General features: G+C 51.5%; 17 protein-coding genes. 8 read left to right on the top strand and 9 right to left on the bottom strand.

The window, feature by feature from the left end; translation table 11 throughout:
* Positions 1–468, bottom strand: a complete 468-nt coding sequence (locus JOD20_RS09275; protein ID WP_204755001.1) for a GbsR/MarR family transcriptional regulator — start codon at positions 466–468, stop codon at positions 1–3.
* 182 nt (positions 469–650) lie between these two features.
* Between JOD20_RS09275 and JOD20_RS09280 the strand changes: the two genes are divergently transcribed.
* The 3 genes from JOD20_RS09280 (at position 651) to JOD20_RS09290 (ending at position 3,495) form a co-directional block, all read left to right on the top strand.
* Positions 651–1,052 carry an ArsR/SmtB family transcription factor gene (locus JOD20_RS09280; protein ID WP_204755002.1) on the top strand — a complete coding sequence of 134 codons (402 nt, stop codon included), beginning with the start codon at positions 651–653 and terminating at the stop codon, positions 1,050–1,052.
* Positions 1,049–1,984 carry a cation diffusion facilitator family transporter gene (locus tag JOD20_RS09285; protein ID WP_204755003.1) on the top strand — a complete coding sequence of 312 codons (936 nt, stop codon included), beginning with the start codon at positions 1,049–1,051 and terminating at the stop codon, positions 1,982–1,984. The genes JOD20_RS09280 and JOD20_RS09285 overlap by 4 nt, the downstream gene beginning before the upstream one ends.
* A 296-nt stretch (positions 1,985–2,280) precedes the next feature.
* Complete coding sequence (locus JOD20_RS09290) at positions 2,281–3,495, top strand: aspartate aminotransferase family protein (RefSeq protein WP_204755004.1); 1,215 nt, start codon at positions 2,281–2,283, stop codon at positions 3,493–3,495.
* Positions 3,496–3,654: 159 nt separating this feature from the next.
* Here JOD20_RS09290 and JOD20_RS09295 read toward each other — a convergent pair whose 3' ends face one another.
* The 6 genes from JOD20_RS09295 to JOD20_RS09320 form a co-directional block, all read right to left on the bottom strand.
* A complete protein-coding gene (locus JOD20_RS09295; protein ID WP_204755005.1) occupies positions 3,655–4,941 on the bottom strand; it encodes an adenylosuccinate synthase in 1,287 nt (428 codons plus the stop codon).
* A 38-nt stretch (positions 4,942–4,979) separates the two neighbouring features.
* The gene (locus JOD20_RS09300) at positions 4,980–5,672 is read right to left on the bottom strand and encodes a glycosyltransferase family 2 protein (protein ID WP_204755006.1); all 693 of its coding nucleotides are present in this window, start codon (positions 5,670–5,672) and stop codon (positions 4,980–4,982) included.
* Between the two features lie 32 nt (positions 5,673–5,704).
* Positions 5,705–5,980, bottom strand: a complete 276-nt coding sequence (locus JOD20_RS09305; RefSeq protein ID WP_204755007.1) for a hypothetical protein — start codon at positions 5,978–5,980, stop codon at positions 5,705–5,707.
* Positions 5,981–5,997: 17 nt separating this feature from the next.
* Complete coding sequence (locus JOD20_RS09310) at positions 5,998–7,158, bottom strand: aminotransferase class I/II-fold pyridoxal phosphate-dependent enzyme (RefSeq protein WP_204755008.1); 1,161 nt, start codon at positions 7,156–7,158, stop codon at positions 5,998–6,000.
* Positions 7,159–7,284: 126 nt separating this feature from the next.
* Positions 7,285–8,283, bottom strand: a complete 999-nt coding sequence (locus JOD20_RS09315) for a hypothetical protein (RefSeq protein WP_204755009.1) — start codon at positions 8,281–8,283, stop codon at positions 7,285–7,287.
* 273 nt (positions 8,284–8,556) lie between these two features.
* Entirely contained in the window at positions 8,557–8,976 is a 420-nt protein-coding gene (locus JOD20_RS09320; protein ID WP_204755010.1) for a hypothetical protein, read from the bottom strand.
* Positions 8,977–9,537: 561 nt separating this feature from the next.
* Between JOD20_RS09320 and JOD20_RS09325 the strand changes: the two genes are divergently transcribed.
* From JOD20_RS09325 to JOD20_RS09345, 5 genes are all read left to right on the top strand, one after another.
* Positions 9,538–10,821 (top strand): hemolysin family protein, encoded by a 1,284-nt coding sequence (locus JOD20_RS09325; RefSeq protein WP_204755011.1) that lies wholly within the window; start codon positions 9,538–9,540, stop codon positions 10,819–10,821.
* On the top strand, positions 10,811–11,218 hold the full coding sequence (cdd, locus tag JOD20_RS09330; protein ID WP_110514203.1) for a cytidine deaminase: 408 nt from the start codon (positions 10,811–10,813) through the stop codon (positions 11,216–11,218). The genes JOD20_RS09325 and cdd overlap by 11 nt, the downstream gene beginning before the upstream one ends.
* Before the next feature lie 146 nt (positions 11,219–11,364).
* A complete protein-coding gene (locus tag JOD20_RS09335) occupies positions 11,365–12,357 on the top strand; it encodes an aldo/keto reductase (protein ID WP_204755012.1) in 993 nt (330 codons plus the stop codon).
* Positions 12,358–12,748: 391 nt separating this feature from the next.
* The gene (locus JOD20_RS09340; protein WP_204755013.1) at positions 12,749–14,641 is read left to right on the top strand and encodes a peptidoglycan DD-metalloendopeptidase family protein; all 1,893 of its coding nucleotides are present in this window, start codon (positions 12,749–12,751) and stop codon (positions 14,639–14,641) included.
* Positions 14,642–14,735: 94 nt separating this feature from the next.
* Complete coding sequence (locus JOD20_RS09345) at positions 14,736–15,329, top strand: hypothetical protein (protein ID WP_204755014.1); 594 nt, start codon at positions 14,736–14,738, stop codon at positions 15,327–15,329.
* Here JOD20_RS09345 and JOD20_RS09350 read toward each other — a convergent pair.
* Both JOD20_RS09350 and JOD20_RS09355 read right to left on the bottom strand, forming a co-directional pair.
* Positions 15,326–16,186: a bifunctional 5,10-methylenetetrahydrofolate dehydrogenase/5,10-methenyltetrahydrofolate cyclohydrolase gene (locus JOD20_RS09350; RefSeq protein WP_204755015.1), complete on the bottom strand. Its 861-nt coding sequence runs from the start codon at positions 16,184–16,186 to the stop codon at positions 15,326–15,328. The genes JOD20_RS09345 and JOD20_RS09350 overlap by 4 nt on opposite strands.
* Before the next feature lie 57 nt (positions 16,187–16,243).
* The gene (locus JOD20_RS09355) at positions 16,244–16,876 is read right to left on the bottom strand and encodes a cyclodeaminase/cyclohydrolase family protein (RefSeq protein WP_204755016.1); all 633 of its coding nucleotides are present in this window, start codon (positions 16,874–16,876) and stop codon (positions 16,244–16,246) included.
* Positions 16,877–16,943: the final 67 nt, after the last annotated feature.

The following is a 16,943-nucleotide window of genomic DNA, read 5'->3' on the forward strand; positions in this document are numbered from 1 at the left end:
TCATTCCTTTCGTTCGTTGCGCCATTTTTCAATCAGCAACGGTAATTCACGCTCAAAAAAAGCATACAGATCGTGCATTTCGCGCAGCCGTGCGCCCTCGTGACCCTCAGGATCGCTTAATAACGCCAAGCCTTGGTTTGCCAGCTCGCGAAACGCCCCAACCGCTTGAAATTGTTGGGCCAGCAAATCGGCCCATGTGCCTTCGCGAATCTCAAAATAATCGCGTCGTTCGCCTGGAATTGTAGTTTTGTTGATCAGGCCAATGTGCAGCAACCAGCGGGTCATGGTGCTAATCGAGCCTTTGCTAGCGTTCAACACCTGCGCCAGCTCAGTTGCATTTTGCTGCGGCGGATCGCAAACCAATAACCAGCCCATAATTCGACCAGCCATGCGCGGAATACCCCCAGCTTTTTCGTAAAAAACCGCAATCCGTTCTGCATAGGCCAAACGTGCTTGTACATTATCCATAGCGCTACTCGATTCTGTTCAGTACTGATTGAATAGAATCTAGCACGTTCAGTAAGTTCAGTCAATACTGAACTGATTGAATATGATACGTGGTCTAAAACAAAAGGTTGCAAACTACTTGACGAAGCGCAAACGATTTGATAATTTAGCAATTGTGCAATCGTTTATGTGAGGCCTCGATTATGCATGACCATAATCACGACGGAATTAATCCGGCCATGGTTGAGCGTGGGCGGCAAATGCTCCACGACGACGAGAGCTATTTTTTGATGGCCGAAACCTTTCGGGCCTTGGCTGATTCGACGCGAGTAAAAATTGTTGGTTGTTTGCTGGAACAAGAGCTGTGTACCGCTGATCTGGCGGCGATTCTAAATTATTCCGAGTCGGCGGTTTCGCAACATTTGCGCGTGCTCCGCCAATTACGCTTGGTCAAGCAACGCCGCGAGGGCAAATTGGTTTTTTATAGCCTCGACGACGACCATGTGCGGGTGCTGGTGCTGGTTTGTCTGAATCATATTCGCCATGGCTCAACCACAGATCCATCGGTTGCGCCAATTTTAGCTGTGTTGGAGGAAGAACGATGAGCGGACATCACGACCACGGACATCATCACCATCATAGCGTGCCCGCCGATGCTGGTGGCCGCCTGATTTTGGCCTTAGTCATTACCTTTGGCTTTGTTGGGGTTGAAATTGTGGCTGGTTTGTGGGCCAATAGTTTGGCACTGCTCACCGACGCTGCCCACAACGCCAGCGATGTGCTGGCCTTGCTGCTTAGCTGGATTGCGCTGTGGCTCACGCGCCGTCCTGCTCACGCCCGCAAAACGTTTGGCTACCATCGCGCTGGCATTTTGGCAGCCTTCGTCAATTCGTTGACCTTGGTTGGCATCGCCTTGGGTATTGGCTGGGAGGCGATCGAGCGCTTGCAAAACCCGCTAGAAGTTGATGCGCCGATTATGATTGGGGTTTCGTTGATTGCGGTGTTGGTCAATGCTGGCACAGCGTGGCTGGTGTATCGGGGCAGCGAAAACGACCTCAATCTGCGCAGCGCTTTTGTGCACTTGATGGGCGATGTGCTCTCAACGATTGGCGCAACGATTGCCGGAGCAATCATCTTCTTTACCAATTGGCGCTGGCTTGATCCGCTAGTTTCGGTGTTGATTGCAGGCTTTATCATCTGGCATGCTTGGCAAATTCTGCGCGATTCGATTGATGTGTTGTTGGAAGCAACGCCACGCGATATTGATGTCGACAAAGTGGTTAGCGATTTGCAAACCATTCCTGGGGTACAGGCGATTCACGATTTGCATATTTGGAGCATCACTGCCAGCATGCGCGCGCTCTCGGCTCACGTTGTGACCAACCAACAAGATCCACAGCGCAGCCCACAATTGATTAACGCAATCAATGAGCTACTTTGCCATAGCTACAACATTGGCCATGCCACCCTGCAACTTGAATGTTCGTGCAACACAACCCAACTCTATTGCACGCTGACTGAGCAACACCAACATTGAAAGGATGAAGGATGAAATAAAAGCAAATTGAAAAGGATGAAGGAAAAGCAAAGGGCAAAAGCTTAAAATCAAATTTGGCTCTAGGCTACAGGCTTTTGGCTATAGAAACCACGAAGAACACGAAGGGGAATGAGGCTCTTGACTATGCGCTTTTGGTCTTCATTCCTCATAATTCATAATTCATCCTTCATCCTTTTTTTCATTCCTCATAATTCATCCTTCATAATTCATCCTTTCTAGAAAGTGCTACAATGCACGCCAATTGATTTTTTGCTAACAGGGATGGAATCGAGGCCATGACACAAAGCGAACAAGAAGCGATTATTGCCCAGAGTGATACATTTTTGTTGCCGCTCTACAAACGAGCCAAACTCGCTTTAGTCGGTGGCGAAGGCGCATGGTTGCATGCCGCCGATGGACGGCGTTTGTTGGATGGCACCGCTGGAATTGCGGTCAATGCCTTGGGTTATGGCGATGCCGAAGTTGTGGCGGCGATTCAGCAGGCAGCAACTGGTTTGTTGCACACATCGAACCTCTATTACACGGCCTCGGTCGCCGAATTGGCTCAACGCCTAGTCGATTTGACTCCGTGGGCCAGCAAAGCTTTTTTCTGTAATTCTGGCACTGAAGCCATCGAAGCCAGCCTGAAATTTGCCCGCCGCTATACCCATAATCAACGGCCTGAGCAACAAACTGGTTTTGTGGCCTTTCACGATTCGTTTCATGGCCGTTCGATGGGCGCGTTGTCGGTCACCTCACGCGAGGCCTACCGCACACCGTTTAATCCCTTGATTCCAGGCGTGCGTTTTATCGGCCTTGAATGCGACCAAGCGACGCTCGAAGCAACGATTGATAGCAGCGTTGCCGCCGTGATTGTTGAGCCAATTCAAGGCGAAGGCGGCATTCGGCCAATCAGCCCTGAGTTTGCGCAAGCCCTGCGCCGCCGTTGCGATCAGGTCGATGCAATTTTGATTTTCGATGAGATTCAATGTGGCATGGGTCGCACTGGCGATGTTTGGGCGCACGAAGCCTTGGGCATGGCTCCCGATATTATGGCGCTGGCCAAGCCGCTTGGTGGTGGCTTACCAATTGGCGCGGTTTTGGTCAACGAACGGGTCGCCAAAGCGTTAAATTATGGTGATCATGGCACGACCTTTGGTGGCAATCCCTTTATTTGTGCCGTTGCCAATGTGGTTTTGCAAAAGCTGACCCATCCAACCATGCTTGATCATGTGCGCTCGGTGGGGGCCGAATTGGGCGCTGGCCTGCGCGATTTGGGCGAACGGTTCGATGTGATTAGTGCTGTGCGTGGGCGGGGCTTGATTTGGGGCGTAGAATTCAAAGGCCCAACCGCTGCCCAAATTACCGATGCCGCCTTCGACCAAGGCTTGTTGTTGGTTGGTTCTGGCAACGATGTGGTGCGGGTTATTCCGCCGTTGGTGCTCGGCCACAACGATGCCGAGGAATTAGTTACCCGCTTGGGCGATGCAATTAGCCAAGTTGTGAGCTAAAAAAATAGACCCCTCACCCCAACCCCTCTCCCACACGGGGTGCGAGGGGCTTTTATCTCGTGGTTCTCTTCCAATTCCTTGGTGAAACACGGATACTCCCCCTCGCCCGCGTTCAGTGGGCGAGGGGGTTGGGGGGTTGGGGGGTTGAGGGAACCTAAACTAGAAAATTTCCTGCAAGGCCACCATTTGCTCGCGCGATGGGCCGACCGAAATCATGCCCAAGCGCACGCCAACCAATTGGCTTAAACGGCGCACATAGCGTTGGGCAGCTTCGGGCAACTCATCAAGGGTGCGAGCATCGCTGGTATTGGTTTTCCAGCCTGGATATTCTTCGTAAATTGGTTCGACTTGGCTCAGCACCGAAATCGACGATGGGAACGAATCAAGCTCGGTGTCGTTCCAGCGATAGCCAATACAAATCTTCAGCGTCTCAACATCATCAAGCACATCGAGCTTGGTCAGCGCGATTGAGCTAATGCCGTTGATTTCGGCAGCGTAGCGAGCAGCCACTGCATCGAACCAACCAACCCGCCGAGGCCGACCGGTGGTTGTGCCAAATTCTTGGCCAGCTTGACGAATATGCTCGCCAAGATCGTCGGTTAATTCGGTTGGGAAGGGGCCACCACCAACGCGAGTTGTATAGGCTTTGTAAATTCCCACCACGCCATTCAAGCGCATTGGCGGAATTCCAGCGCCTTGGCAAGCGCCTGCTGAGCCAGTTGCGGTTGAAGTCACATAGGGGAATGTGCCATAATCAACATCCAACAAGGCACCCTGATTGCCCTCGATCAAAATTGGAATATCGCGGCGCAAGGCATCTTGCACCATGCCATGGATTGGCACGATATGGGATTCGAGTTGGCGGCCAAACTCCAAATATTGCAAATACATATCGTGCAACGAGGCGCTTGGCTGAGCGCTATACATTTTGTTCAGCACGCGACCTTTGTATTCTAAGACGCTGGTTAGGCGGCTGAGCAAGGTTTCTTCGTGCAACAAATCGCCCATGCGAATGCCCATCCGCGAAGCTTTATCAACATAGGCAGGGCCAATGCCGCGTTTGGTAGTGCCAATTTCGTTTGCGCCACGATCTTTTTCTTCGAGCGCATCGAGCGAAACGTGATAGGGCATCACGACATGAGCGCGATCGCTGATATACAATTGATCAAGCGAAACATTGGCCTCGCGCAAGGCTTGAAGTTCCTTCAACAAGACCGCAGGATCGATCACCGTGCCTGCGCCGATAATATTGACCACATTGGCATCGAAAATTCCGGCGGGCGTGAGGTGCAATTTAAATGTGCCAAGATGGTTGATCACGGTATGGCCGGCGTTCGAGCCACCGGCAGCGCGAATAACCAATTTGGCTTTGGTTGCCAATAAATCGACAACACGACCTTTGCCCTCGTCGCCCCATTGAGCGCCAAGAACTGCAACGACTGGCATATGTATCACCTTTTCTGTAAGAGGAGCAAATACCGTGGTTATGGGCGACCGAGCAAACGCAAACGGAATAACGCCCAAACCGTCAAAAAGCCATATTTGGGGTGCATTTTCTTGCCCTCTTCATAGGTACGCCCCAAGTATGTAATTGGCACTTCAAAAATTCGCTCACCCTGCATCAGAACCTTCGCCGTTATTTCTGCCTCAATCCGAAAATCGCTAGAAACCAAGTTCATCGAGCGCATAATATCGGTGCGCATGACCTTGTAGCAGGTTTCCATATCGGAGATCCAACAGTTGAACAGCAAATTGGTTAAAAAGGTGAGACCTTTGTTGCCAATAGCATTCCAAAAATACATGCCGGTATGCCGACCCATAAAGCGCGAACCAAACGCAACATTCACCAACCCAGCTTCAATTGGTTTGATCAATTCATAAAAATCTTGGGGGTCATATTCGAGGTCGGCATCTTGAATTACAACAATCTCGCCAGTTGCGTGGGTAAGGGCTGTGCGAATGGCAGCGCCCTTACCGCGATTGTGGCTATGCCGCACAACTTGCATGTGTGGGTAGATGGTCGTTAATTGTTGTAAGACCTCATAGGTAGCGTCTTGCGAACAATCGTCGACGGCGATCCATTGCATTGGAATGGTAATTTGCGCCAAGCGCTCTAGCATTTTTGCAATCGTTGCTGCTTCATTGTAGCAAGGAATTAACACAGATAAAAGCATCATTTTTTCCTAAAAATCCCCAAGCAGCAATGCAACTAGAACACAAACAACACAATTACAATCAAAATAGCCAAAATGGCAATTGCCGCTCCCAAGAATTTAAGTTGTTCGGTTTGGCGTTGTTTGGCAATAATCACGCGACATTCTGGGCAGTAGGGTACATCGGGCAAGGTTGCACTTAACAGGGAAGGGGTTTTAAAAGCTGCTTGCACCAACTCTTTGAAGGTAATCAAAGGTTGCGCCATGCGCACGTCATCGGGCGTAAGCTGTCGTTGACAGCGGGTACATACAACAGGTGATTCGGCACTCATGGCGCATCCTTTACAATTTACAATGAACGAACGTAGCGCTCGATTCGTTCTAAAGCGGTTTCAATATTATCCATGCTGGTTGCGTAGCACATACGCACGAAGCCCGCGCCGCTTGGCCCAAAGGCATCGCCTGGAACAACCGCAACTTTTTCATTATAAAGTAAGCCTTCAACAAAGGCTTCACTGGTTAGCCCCAAACTGCTAACTTGGGGGAAAACGTAAAACGCGCCTTGTGGTTCGAAGGTTGGCAGGCCAATTTGGCGCAACCCAGCCACAATCACTTGGCGACGGCGATCGTATTCGCTGACCATGCGTTGCACATCTTCTTCGCCAGTTTGCAAGGCTGCCAAACCAGCATATTGGGCAACCGTTGGCGCAGACATAATAGCGTATTGATGGATTTTGCGCACGGCATTGGCAATCTCTGCTGAGGCCGCCAACCAACCCAAGCGCCAGCCAGTCATGGCATAGGCCTTCGAGAAGCCACCAAGCAAAATTGTGCGCTCGCGCATGCCAGGCAATTGAGCAAAACTGGTGTGCTCAACTCCATACACCAAACGATCGTAAATCTCATCGGAAAATACCAAAAGATCGTATTGTTCGGCCAATGCAGCAATATCCAACAAGCGTTCGCGGCTCATTACCGCACCAGTTGGATTATTGGGATAGCCAATTAAAATCGCTTTGGTTTTGGGCGTAATTGCCGCCTCGATTGCCTCGCGAGTTACTTGAAACTCTTGCTCAACCGAAGTGCTGACATACACCGGAAACCCGCCAGCAAAGACCACACTTGGGCCATAGGCCACAAAACATGGCTCAGGAATAATCACTTCATCGCCAGGATCGATGGTTGCCAGCATAGCATTTTGCAAGGCTTCGCTAACCCCAACCGTAATCAACAACTCATTCTCAGGATCATAATTGATTCCATAGAGCTGATTGAGATGTTTTTGCAATTCTTGGCGCAGCTCAATCGTCCCCGAGTTTGAGGTATACGCAGTTTTGCCTTGCTGCAACGAACGAATCCCCGCTTGGGTAATCGTGTAGGGCGTGACAAAATCTGGCTCGCCGATTCCGAGCGAAATCACATTCTCCATTGTGGCAGCAATATCAAAAAACCGCCGTATCCCTGATGGTGGAACGCTCTGCACCCTTGCAGAAAGTCGCTCACGCGTCATGGCTGCCTCCTTGGCTGCTTGATTTGGCTTGCTGGTCTATGATACCACAGCCATTTTGCAAAAAAACATCCCCCTGAATCGCCGCAGCAATCCAGGGGGAAATGATTGGGCGAGCCAATCAAACGCTTATTGAGCAGCGGCTTTGATCACGATGACCAAAATGCCATCGCCCATGCTCATGCTCGCGCGGTCGAGAGTCATCACGACCAAGGCTTCGCCAGCGCTCATGTTGGTGTAGGTCAAGGTTTGTGAACCAGCCATGCCGGTGCTATCGCCAGCAGGCATAGCCATCCAACCAGCTGCTTCCAATTCGCTATCATAGAAGCTTTTGATTTCTGCGGGGGTAGCAGTTGAAATGTATGCTGCTTTGCCCAAGACATTGGTATCGCCAGCGCTGCCAGCAAAACCTTTTTCAAAGCTTTCCATGAAGGTATCGGTCAAAGCATCGTCACCAGCTTTGTATTCTTCGCTGCTTGGTGGAGCTGGAATATCGCTCAAGTCGCCAGCTGGAAGTGGGTCGCTGCCGCCGGTTTCAGCAGTAGCGTCAGGCATGGTGCTGCCACCGCCACCCAAACGACCAACAGTGGTGAAGATGATTGATTGGTTCATGCTGCTATCAACGGTTGAAAGATCCAACACGCCAATCATCGCAACCGTGGTTGGTGAGCTTGCGCTTGGGTAAACCAACACTTTACCAAAGTTTTGGTCTTGAACTTGGCCCTTGCCCCAACCGTAGTTTGCCATTTCACCTTCGTAGAAATCCACCATGGTTTGAGGAACTTCTTCGGTGATGTAGTAGGTCAATGGTTCGAGATCCAAGCCAGTTTGTTTTTCTTGGTTTTCGAATTCACCTTCCATACCACCAATAGCTGCATCAATAATGGTGTTTTCACCTTTGACGTATGGCTCGCTTTGGGGTGGAGCTGGAATTTCAGCTGCATCCATTGAAGGGCTGCCAGTATCGCGGGTTGGTTCAACCATAGCTTCAGCTGTTGCGGTTGGAGCCGTGGTTGCGGTTGGAGCTGTGGTTGCAGTTGGAGCCGTGGTTGCGGTTGGAGCGGCAGTGCTGCCACAAGCGCTTAATGCTAGGGCAATTAAAATTGCGCTAATCGTCCGTTTTGACATGAGGGTCAATCCTCCTAAATAAAATCTGTTGTCGGCATTCCTACTGCCAAGAGGGTTCCTACTTAGCAATGATCGCGCCACCCATTCTCCAAACTCTCAAATCACAAACGTGCTCTACCAAAAACTGTGTGGTAATAATCACAAGCTTTGATACGCTGCTATCACTACAAAGGTTACAACCAAGCCAAAATCTGGCAATCTGCGACACAAAGCCCTCAGCCTAAGCAATTGCTCAACACTGAGGGCCAGCGTAAACCTCGCAGCTTTGGAACCTTATTTGACGGTCGTGCCAGTCGTGATAACCAGAATCCCAGTGCCGCCTGCCATACTCATATCAATCATATTAATCGCAGCTACATTGTTATCTGCTTGAAAATTGACTGATGTGGTATCTGGAATCGATGGTGATTCGATGGTTTTCCAACCACGATTGGTCATCTCAGTGGTATAGAAATTCTTGATTTCTTCCGCGCTTGCGGTTGACATATAGAATTTGTTGGTTGTGCTCGTTCCGCTGCTTGCCATGCTTTGGCTGAAGCTATCAACCATAATATCAAGCGTTGGATCTTGGCCTTTTTGATATTCGCTGCTGCTTGGCGGCGCAGGAATGGTTGTATCGCTAACACCACCACCACAGCCAACTAAGCTAACCATCAATACGACGAGTAATACATACCCAAAAAACCGTTGCATTCGACCATCCTCCTAGTAAGTGTTTATTGTTACGCCATGATGACGTATCAATTTTGCAAACCGTTCCTTAAAAGTTAGTCCAATTGCTTGGCACACTGTTTTTGGTTGTTAAGGCACATCAATTGCGCTACTGGTGCAAAGTTGACGAACGCATCATACACGCCTTGTCAACCCCTGAAGCAAAGGATGAAGGATGAAGGGACGAGGCTATAGACTATAGGCTATAGGCTTTTTGCTCTCGGAACAATTAATCTGTGGTTAAACGCTTAGCTTCGGCAACCCCAACCAATCCCCGCTAGCCCATAGCCCGCAGCCAATAGCCATTTCCCTTTCGTGTCCTTCGTGGATCAAACGTTCGCATGCTTCGTGATTAAACGCCTGAAAACGTTAACGCTTGGCCTCTTGCAATCACCTGCGATATGCCGCATACTGCATAGTACCGAAATATCAATCTACTCTAGTTCGAGGAGGACGAAGGCGACAATTTGGATTATTGCTGCTGCGTCGATCACCAGCCTGCAATAGTAGCGCCGCAAGGCCCGATTGAAGCCGATAGAACCCATGGACCCTGCATCTAGTTTGGAGCTGCTTGGGCTGGCGATGTGTCTCATTATTGTGAGTGTCGCCTCAGCAGCCGAAGCAGCGCTCTCTACTATCTCACGCCATCGAATGAATACGCTGTTGGAAAACGGCGAACGCCGGGCCAACGTGGCTATGCGCCTGTTGGAAGACCCCTATCATCTACGCATCGGCACACTCTTGCTGAGCACGGTTGGCACAATTGGCGCAACCGCGTTGCTCTTGACGTTTGTTGCCAATCGCACTGGCTGGCAGCAAGCCACGTTTCTCTTGGGCTTTCTGTTGGTCTGGCTCACAATTGGCACAACCTTGCCCAAAACCCTCGCCACCGCCTACCCCGATAGCATGGTGCTTTGGACGGTTCGTCCACTGCGAATTTTGCTCTGGCTCGTCGCACCCATGCAATGGCTGCTGCGCCAAATCGCCCGCCCAATTGGCCTCGTCACTGGCCAAAACGCCAACCTCGTCACCGAAGAAGAACTTAAATTAATGGTCAACGTCGGCGAAGAAGAGGGCGTGATCGAAGCTGAAGAACGCGATATGATTGCGGGTATTTTTGAATTTAGCGATACCGCCGTGCGCGAAGTGATGGTGCCACGGATCGATATTGTGGGCTTGGCCGCCAGCGCCAGCATGGAAGAAGCGCTCAATTTGTTTATTAGCGCTGGCCATTCGCGCTTGCCAATCTACGACGATTCAATTGACCAAGTGCTCGGAGTGTTGTACGCTAAAGATCTGTTTCCGCTGTTGCGCGATGGGCTACGTGATGTGCCCTTGCGCTCATTGGTACGCCAGCCCTATTTTGTGCCCGAATCACTGAAGGTTGACGATTTGATGCGGGCTTTGCAAAGCCGCAAAGTGCATATGGCCATTATTGTCGATGAATATGGCAGCACTGCGGGCTTGGTGACAATCGAGGATTTGCTGGAAGAGATCGTTGGCGAAATTCAGGATGAGTTCGATAGCGAAGAAGCGCCAATTCAACAGCTTAGCCCCACGGAATGGCTGTTCGATAGTCGGGTCTCGATTGATGAAGTCAACGATGCTACAGGCTTAACCCTAATCAATGACGATGTAGATAGCCTCGGTGGCTTCGTTTTGGCCCTGCTTGGCTCGATGCCCAATGTCGGCGATGTGGTGCATGTCGATGACACAACGATTGAAGTTGTGACGATTCAAGGTTTGCGCCCGCAACGCCTCCACTTAAGCTTAGCCACTGCCGAACCCGAAGTAGCCGAGGTTGGGAGCAATACCGATGATGGTTGACTACCAAATGCTCTTGGAGAACGCCAAGAGCGCCCGCGAACGAGCTTATACTCCATACTCACGTTTCAAAGTTGGCGCGGCAGTGCTGACAGCCAGCGGACGCATCTTCCATGGCTGTAATATCGAAAATGCTGCATACCCTGTTTGTTTGTGCGCTGAACGCTCGGCGCTTGCTGCCGCTTGGAGCGCTGGCGAAACTGAATTTGTAGCCATAGCCGTGGTAGCCGATACGCCTGGACCAGTCGCGCCCTGTGGCATGTGCCGCCAATTTATGTTCGAGCTAGCTCCCGATATGCCAGTGCTGTTGGCAAACTTGGCCGATCAAACTCAGCCTACCACGCCACGCGAGCTGTTGCCCGGCGGTTTTTCACGCGAAAGTTTAACCGCCAACGATTAAACTAATTTTCAAAATAATGCTTGCTCCAGCCCCTGTTGAATTCAAAAACAGGGGCTTTTGAATGGCCCAAAATTGGCTCTTGACTTAGAGTGCGCGCAAATGTTTAGAATCCTAGCAACGAGAATATTTAGCTAGGAGATACCCGCATGTTAAAGCGAACTATCGGCAAAAGTGGCATCGAAGTTAGCGCTTTGGGCTTGGGCTGTTGGGCAATCGGTGGCCCCTTCAACCATAATGGCAATCCTGCGGGCTGGGGCCAAGTCGACGATGCAGAATCAATTCGGGCAATTCATGCAGCGCTTGAGCTGGGAGTCAATTTTCTTGACACAGCAAACGTCTATGGCTGTGGCCACAGCGAAGAAGTGATTGCCCAAGCCATCGCAGGCCGTCGCGATCAGCTTGTTTTGGCAACCAAATTCGGCAATAGCTGGGCCGAGGGCAGCAACGATGCCTTTGAGCAAATACCGATTAGCGCTACAGAAATTCGCCAACAACTTGAAGCGAGCCTCAAACGGCTCAACACCGATTATGTCGATTTGTTGCAACTGCACTTGTGGGGCTATCCGATCGAAGATGCTGCCGCAGTGCGCGATACGCTCGAAAGCTTGGTCAGCGAGGGCAAGATTCGTGGCTATGGCTGGAGCACCGATCGGCTTGAGGCGGTTCAGCTTTTTGCCGAAGGCCCAAATTGTATCGCCGTGCAGCAACAATTGAATTTGTTGCATGGCCATAGCACTGGTGAGAGCGATGCAATTATTGCTTTTTGCGAAGCTCACAACTTGGCCAGCATCAATCGTGCACCATTGGCCATGGGCTTGTTGACTGGCAAATTTACCCCAAGCACCAGCTTTAGCAGCGACGATGTGCGTAGCAAAGTCGAATGGTTTGAAGGTTTTCAGGCCGGCAAACCAAACCCAGAATGGCTCAAAAAGCTCGAAGCCCTGCGCGAAGTGCTCACCAGCGAAGGCCGCACGCTAACCCAAGGCGCGTTGGCGTGGTTGTGGGGTCGCAGTAGCCAAACCTTGCCGATTCCAGGTTTTCGCACCGTGGCCCAAGCCAGCGAAAACGCCAAAGCACTGCAATTTGGGCCATTAACCGCCAGCCAAATGCAGCAAATCGATAGAATTTTGCAACGCTAAATGTGAGCCACGAAGGGCACGAAGGCTGGAAACCGCGAAGATCGCGAAGAACATTTTTTAGCTACGAATTGCACGAAAATGAGGCTTTTGGCTATGGGCTATCGGAAGATTTGGAGGTATCTCATAATTCCGATAGCTGTAGTGGTTCATTGGATTGTCAACCATGTTCCCTCACCCCCCAGCCCCCGCTCCCACGAAAACGCGGGCGAGGGGGAGAACCCGTTTTTACCAAGGAATTGCCGCAGAATCACGGCATTATAGCCCCTCGCCCGTCCGACGGGCGAGGGGTTGGGGTGAGGGGATCTGCCGATTACCCATCTTATTGCACTCATGTTGCACCCCAACCATTCCACATCTGCTATACTGACAAGGCGAATGCTTGGTGAGGATTATGCAACGCTTTAACCCCAAACGCTATTTTGATTTACGCAATCGCCTGCAAAGCGATCAGCAACGCCTCTGGGCTTTGTTCAGCACATTAATCGTCAGTTTGTGCCTAACCACGTTGGTGCTCCGGATTGCTCCGTCGCCCACGAAAACCGGCCAGCTGATTTTTCGGCCTGTTGATTCGGTCTCCGAGGACGACCTCAACCAAGCAGAACAACCGCCACCAACCTTGCCTCCAGCCGTCGAGCCACAAAATGCAGTCGAAGCCAGTTCGATTTTGCCACGTGCCGCCGAGCCGCCAACTTTAATCGATGATATTCGCTTTACATCCGAGCAAAATCTGACTGTTGAGAATATTCAGACGCTCTTGGATGCGCAGCCAGGTACGCTCAAAGCTGCGCTGCTGACAGTTGGCGATCGCAATTTATCGTTGGCTGAGGTTGTGGTTGGCCAATCGTACCTCTATAGTTTGAATCCCAAATTGTTATTGGCGTTGCTGGAGTTTCAACAAGGCTTATTGACCAACCCAACGCCCAACCCCGATCAACTCGATTGGGCCATGAAATATCAGGGCGAAAATGAAAACTGGCGTGGTTTGCATGGCCAAATTCGCTGGGCTGCGCGTGAGTTACGCCGTGGGGTGCGCGATTTTGCCTATGTGACCGAATTACAATATCGCGATAAAGATGTCAAAGGCCCAATTCCCGCTGGCTTAAACCCCAGTTCGTATGCGGTTGTGCGTTTGCTGGCCCAAACCATGACTCCCGAAGAATTAGCCAAAGTGCTGAGCGATGGCAGTTTTGTCGCAACCTATAGCAAGTTTTTTGAAGATCCACGCCAAACTTTGGGCCAAGTGCCTGCGCCAGCCACGCCATTTTTGCGCTGGCCGCTGCGCAACGTCACCTATATCACCTCGTTTTTCGATCACGAGTATCCCTTTTTAACGCCCAACCAATCGTTGGTCAGTTGGTGGGGTCGGCGTGAAACCCAAATTTCCTACGATGGCCACGATGGCTGGGATTATGGTGCACGACCGCCAGAGGCTGTGGTTGCTGCCGCCGATGGCACAATCGTCTGGGCCAGCAATTCCGATGATGGCTGTGGTGTGCCTGCCAAAGGCGTGGTCATCGATCATGGCAATGGCTATCGCACGCTCTATTGGCATCTCAGCGAAATTTCGGTCGAAGTTGGCCAAGCCATTAAAAGTGGTGAACAATTGGGCATCGTTGGCTCAACCGGCTGTGCAATTGGCCCGCACTTGCACTTCCAAACCCAATATCTTGGCCGCAATACCGACCCCTATGGTTGGTGCTCAAGCGAACCCGATCCCTGGAGCAGCTATCCAGTTGGCACAGCGTCGCGCTGGCTGTGGGCCGATCGTCCGAATCCTTGCGATTTGGGCCAAACGATTGCGGTTCGGCCAACCGACGCAGGCTTTAGCCGCACTGAGGGCAATTGGCAAACCGCGCCAATTGGCGCTGGCGCAGAAACGCTCTGGATTACCTCGCAGATTCCGGTGATCAATACCGATACGCTGACCGACACGATTTCGGATTTAACTGGCGTTGCCACCCCGCAGCCCACGCCGAACCAACCGCCAAGCACGGCAACTTGGCAAACCAGCCTGCCGAGTGCTGGCCGCTACCGCGTGCTAACCTACATTCCCTACTACTACAACGGCCACGACGATGCAGTAACGGCGCATTATGTGGTCGAGCACGCAGAGGGCCGCAGCGATGTGGTGGTCAATCAGTATGTTTTTGCCAACGAATGGGCTGATCTTGGGACCTATACATTTGACCCAAACAAGCCCGCCAAGGTCGAGCTGAGCAATGAAACCACCATGGCCGACCAAGGCATCTGGGTTGGCACGACGGTTTGGTTGCCATCAGATTGACATTTCATCGCAATAATGATACATTATATCAATATATGGTCGTGCTGTGCGCGGCCACTTTTTTGCCTATTTTATAATGATATATAGTATCAATATGCCAAAGATAACGCCAAATTATGCTTTACCAAAGCCTGTGCAGCACGCAGGACGACCATTATTCGAGCAACAATGTTGGTGTTGGGGCCACGATGTGCGGCGCGGTGCAGGCAATTTGCTGCTGGAATATGGGGCGGAGCGCAGCCGCATGCCTGCTGAGCAGCGTGGCAGTAGTAATTATCGCTTTCAACTTGGCAACGGGGCAACGCTTGATTTATGGGGGTGGGGCTTGTGGTATGGCGATGGCTATGCAGGAAGCCTGTTTTTGCGCCGCGACAAGCTGCAAATTGGCTTGATCGATCGGGTCGCACCGCTGTGCAATGTTTGGTCGCTGAGTGCAGTGCCGCCAGTGCGCATGCCCGCCAATTTGAACGAATGGCTACGCATGACCAGCCTGCTTTGTCATTGCTGCACGTGGATTGCAAGCTATGAGCAATGGGTCATTGCCCATGCTGGATTAAATTATCGCCAGAATTGCCTCACCGATTGGAACAAACGCGCTTTGCCCGCCCACGAGATGGCTGAGCGCTGGCAACAACTCCACGAGTTAATTGTTGCCAGCCAAGCAACGTCAAGCCCAGTGCTAGCTTAGGCTTGTTCGGCTAACCATTGGGCTGCTTGTAAAGTATTTTGCAATAACATCATATTGGTAACTGGGCCGGTGCCACCTGGCACTGGGGTGATTGCGCTGGCAACTTCGCTGGCGCTGGCCCAATCGACATCACCAACCACTTGACCTTCGGCCACTTCGTTGATGCCAAAATCGAGCACCACCGCACCTGGTTTGAGCATTGCGCCTGTTACCAAGCCAGCCTTGCCAACCGCTGCCGCCACAAGATCGCCTTGACGAATAACTTCGGCCAAATTGGCAGTCCGCGAGTGGCAAATCGTCACGGTGGCATGGCGCGCCAGCAACAATTGGGCAAGCGGTTTGCCCACCACATTCGAGCGCCCAACCACTACTGCATGCTTGCCAGCCAAACTAATTTGATAGCGATCAAGCAAGGCCATGCCACCAGCAGGCGTGTTTGGCACCAAGGCAGGCAAGCCTTGAGCTAAACGGCCAGCATTGGTTGGGTGCAAGCCATCAACATCCTTTTGTGGATTAAGCGCGGCAACTGCTCCATCAGCAGAGAGCTGGCTGGGCAACGGCATTTGAATAATAATGCCGTGAATGCTGGAATCGTTGCTGGCTTGCTGAATTGCTGCTTCTAAGGTCGCTTGATCACAGGTTTCGGGCAGAAGTTGCAGTGCAAAGCCAAAGCCAACTCCTTCACACGAGCGGCGAATTGAACGCACATACCAATCGGAAGCAGCATTGCCCGCCACCTGAACCACGACCAATTGGGGCGCATAGCCAGTGCGAGCCTTGAATTCAGCCGCTTGCTGGCTGATTTGAGCCTTCAATTCTTTCGCTAATACGCGACCATCAAGCAAAAGCGCTGTCATAACATCCTTTACGTAAAAAAGCGGAGCTTATGCTCCGCCAAAGTTAGAAAACAAATTTTAGGCTTGCAGTTGTTGGTTGACCAAGGCCATTATTGCCTCGGTATCCTCGTGCAAGGTAGCGGTGAGTTTAGCAACCTCGGCCCGCGTTTCGCGCACATAAAACTGATCTTCAAGCGAATTCAGGTTGATTTCGACGTTGAGCAAGGCGCTCCGCACCGCAGCTTGGGCCAAAAGCACTGCCACGCCAACATCGCTGACCGCAGCCGAATTGCCTTTTTGGGCGGCTGGGCTACACAGCGGCAAAATTGCAGCGGCAGCTTGGGCCGTGCGCAATGGCACATCGGTGGCAATTCTGGTTGCTGCTTGAATCGCATCGCGGCGAATTGCAATATCGGCGCTGGTTTCGCGCGGCAATTTATAGGCCACACTCAAGCGACGAAATGCCTCAACATCAGCCTCGGCCAATTCTTGCAACTCGCGGCGCAACGATTCTGAGCGATCCATCAAGGCCCGAATTTCATCCTCGACCTCGGCGTATTTCTTCTTACCAAGCGTCAGTGAACAAACCATTGAAATCAAGCCTGCGGCCATTGCCCCAGACACGGCTGCAACGCTCCCGCCGCCAGGCACTGGCTCTTTGGTTGCAAGCTGATCCAAAAATTCGGTGATTGGCACCTGTAATAGGGTCATAACGACCTCCTTGGTGTTGAATCAAGTTCATGCTGATCGTACCACATCTCGGCAGCTGTGCGGTTGT

Source organism: Herpetosiphon giganteus (genome assembly GCF_016907925.1).
In the GTDB taxonomy this organism is placed as follows: domain Bacteria; phylum Chloroflexota; class Chloroflexia; order Chloroflexales; family Herpetosiphonaceae; genus Herpetosiphon; species Herpetosiphon giganteus.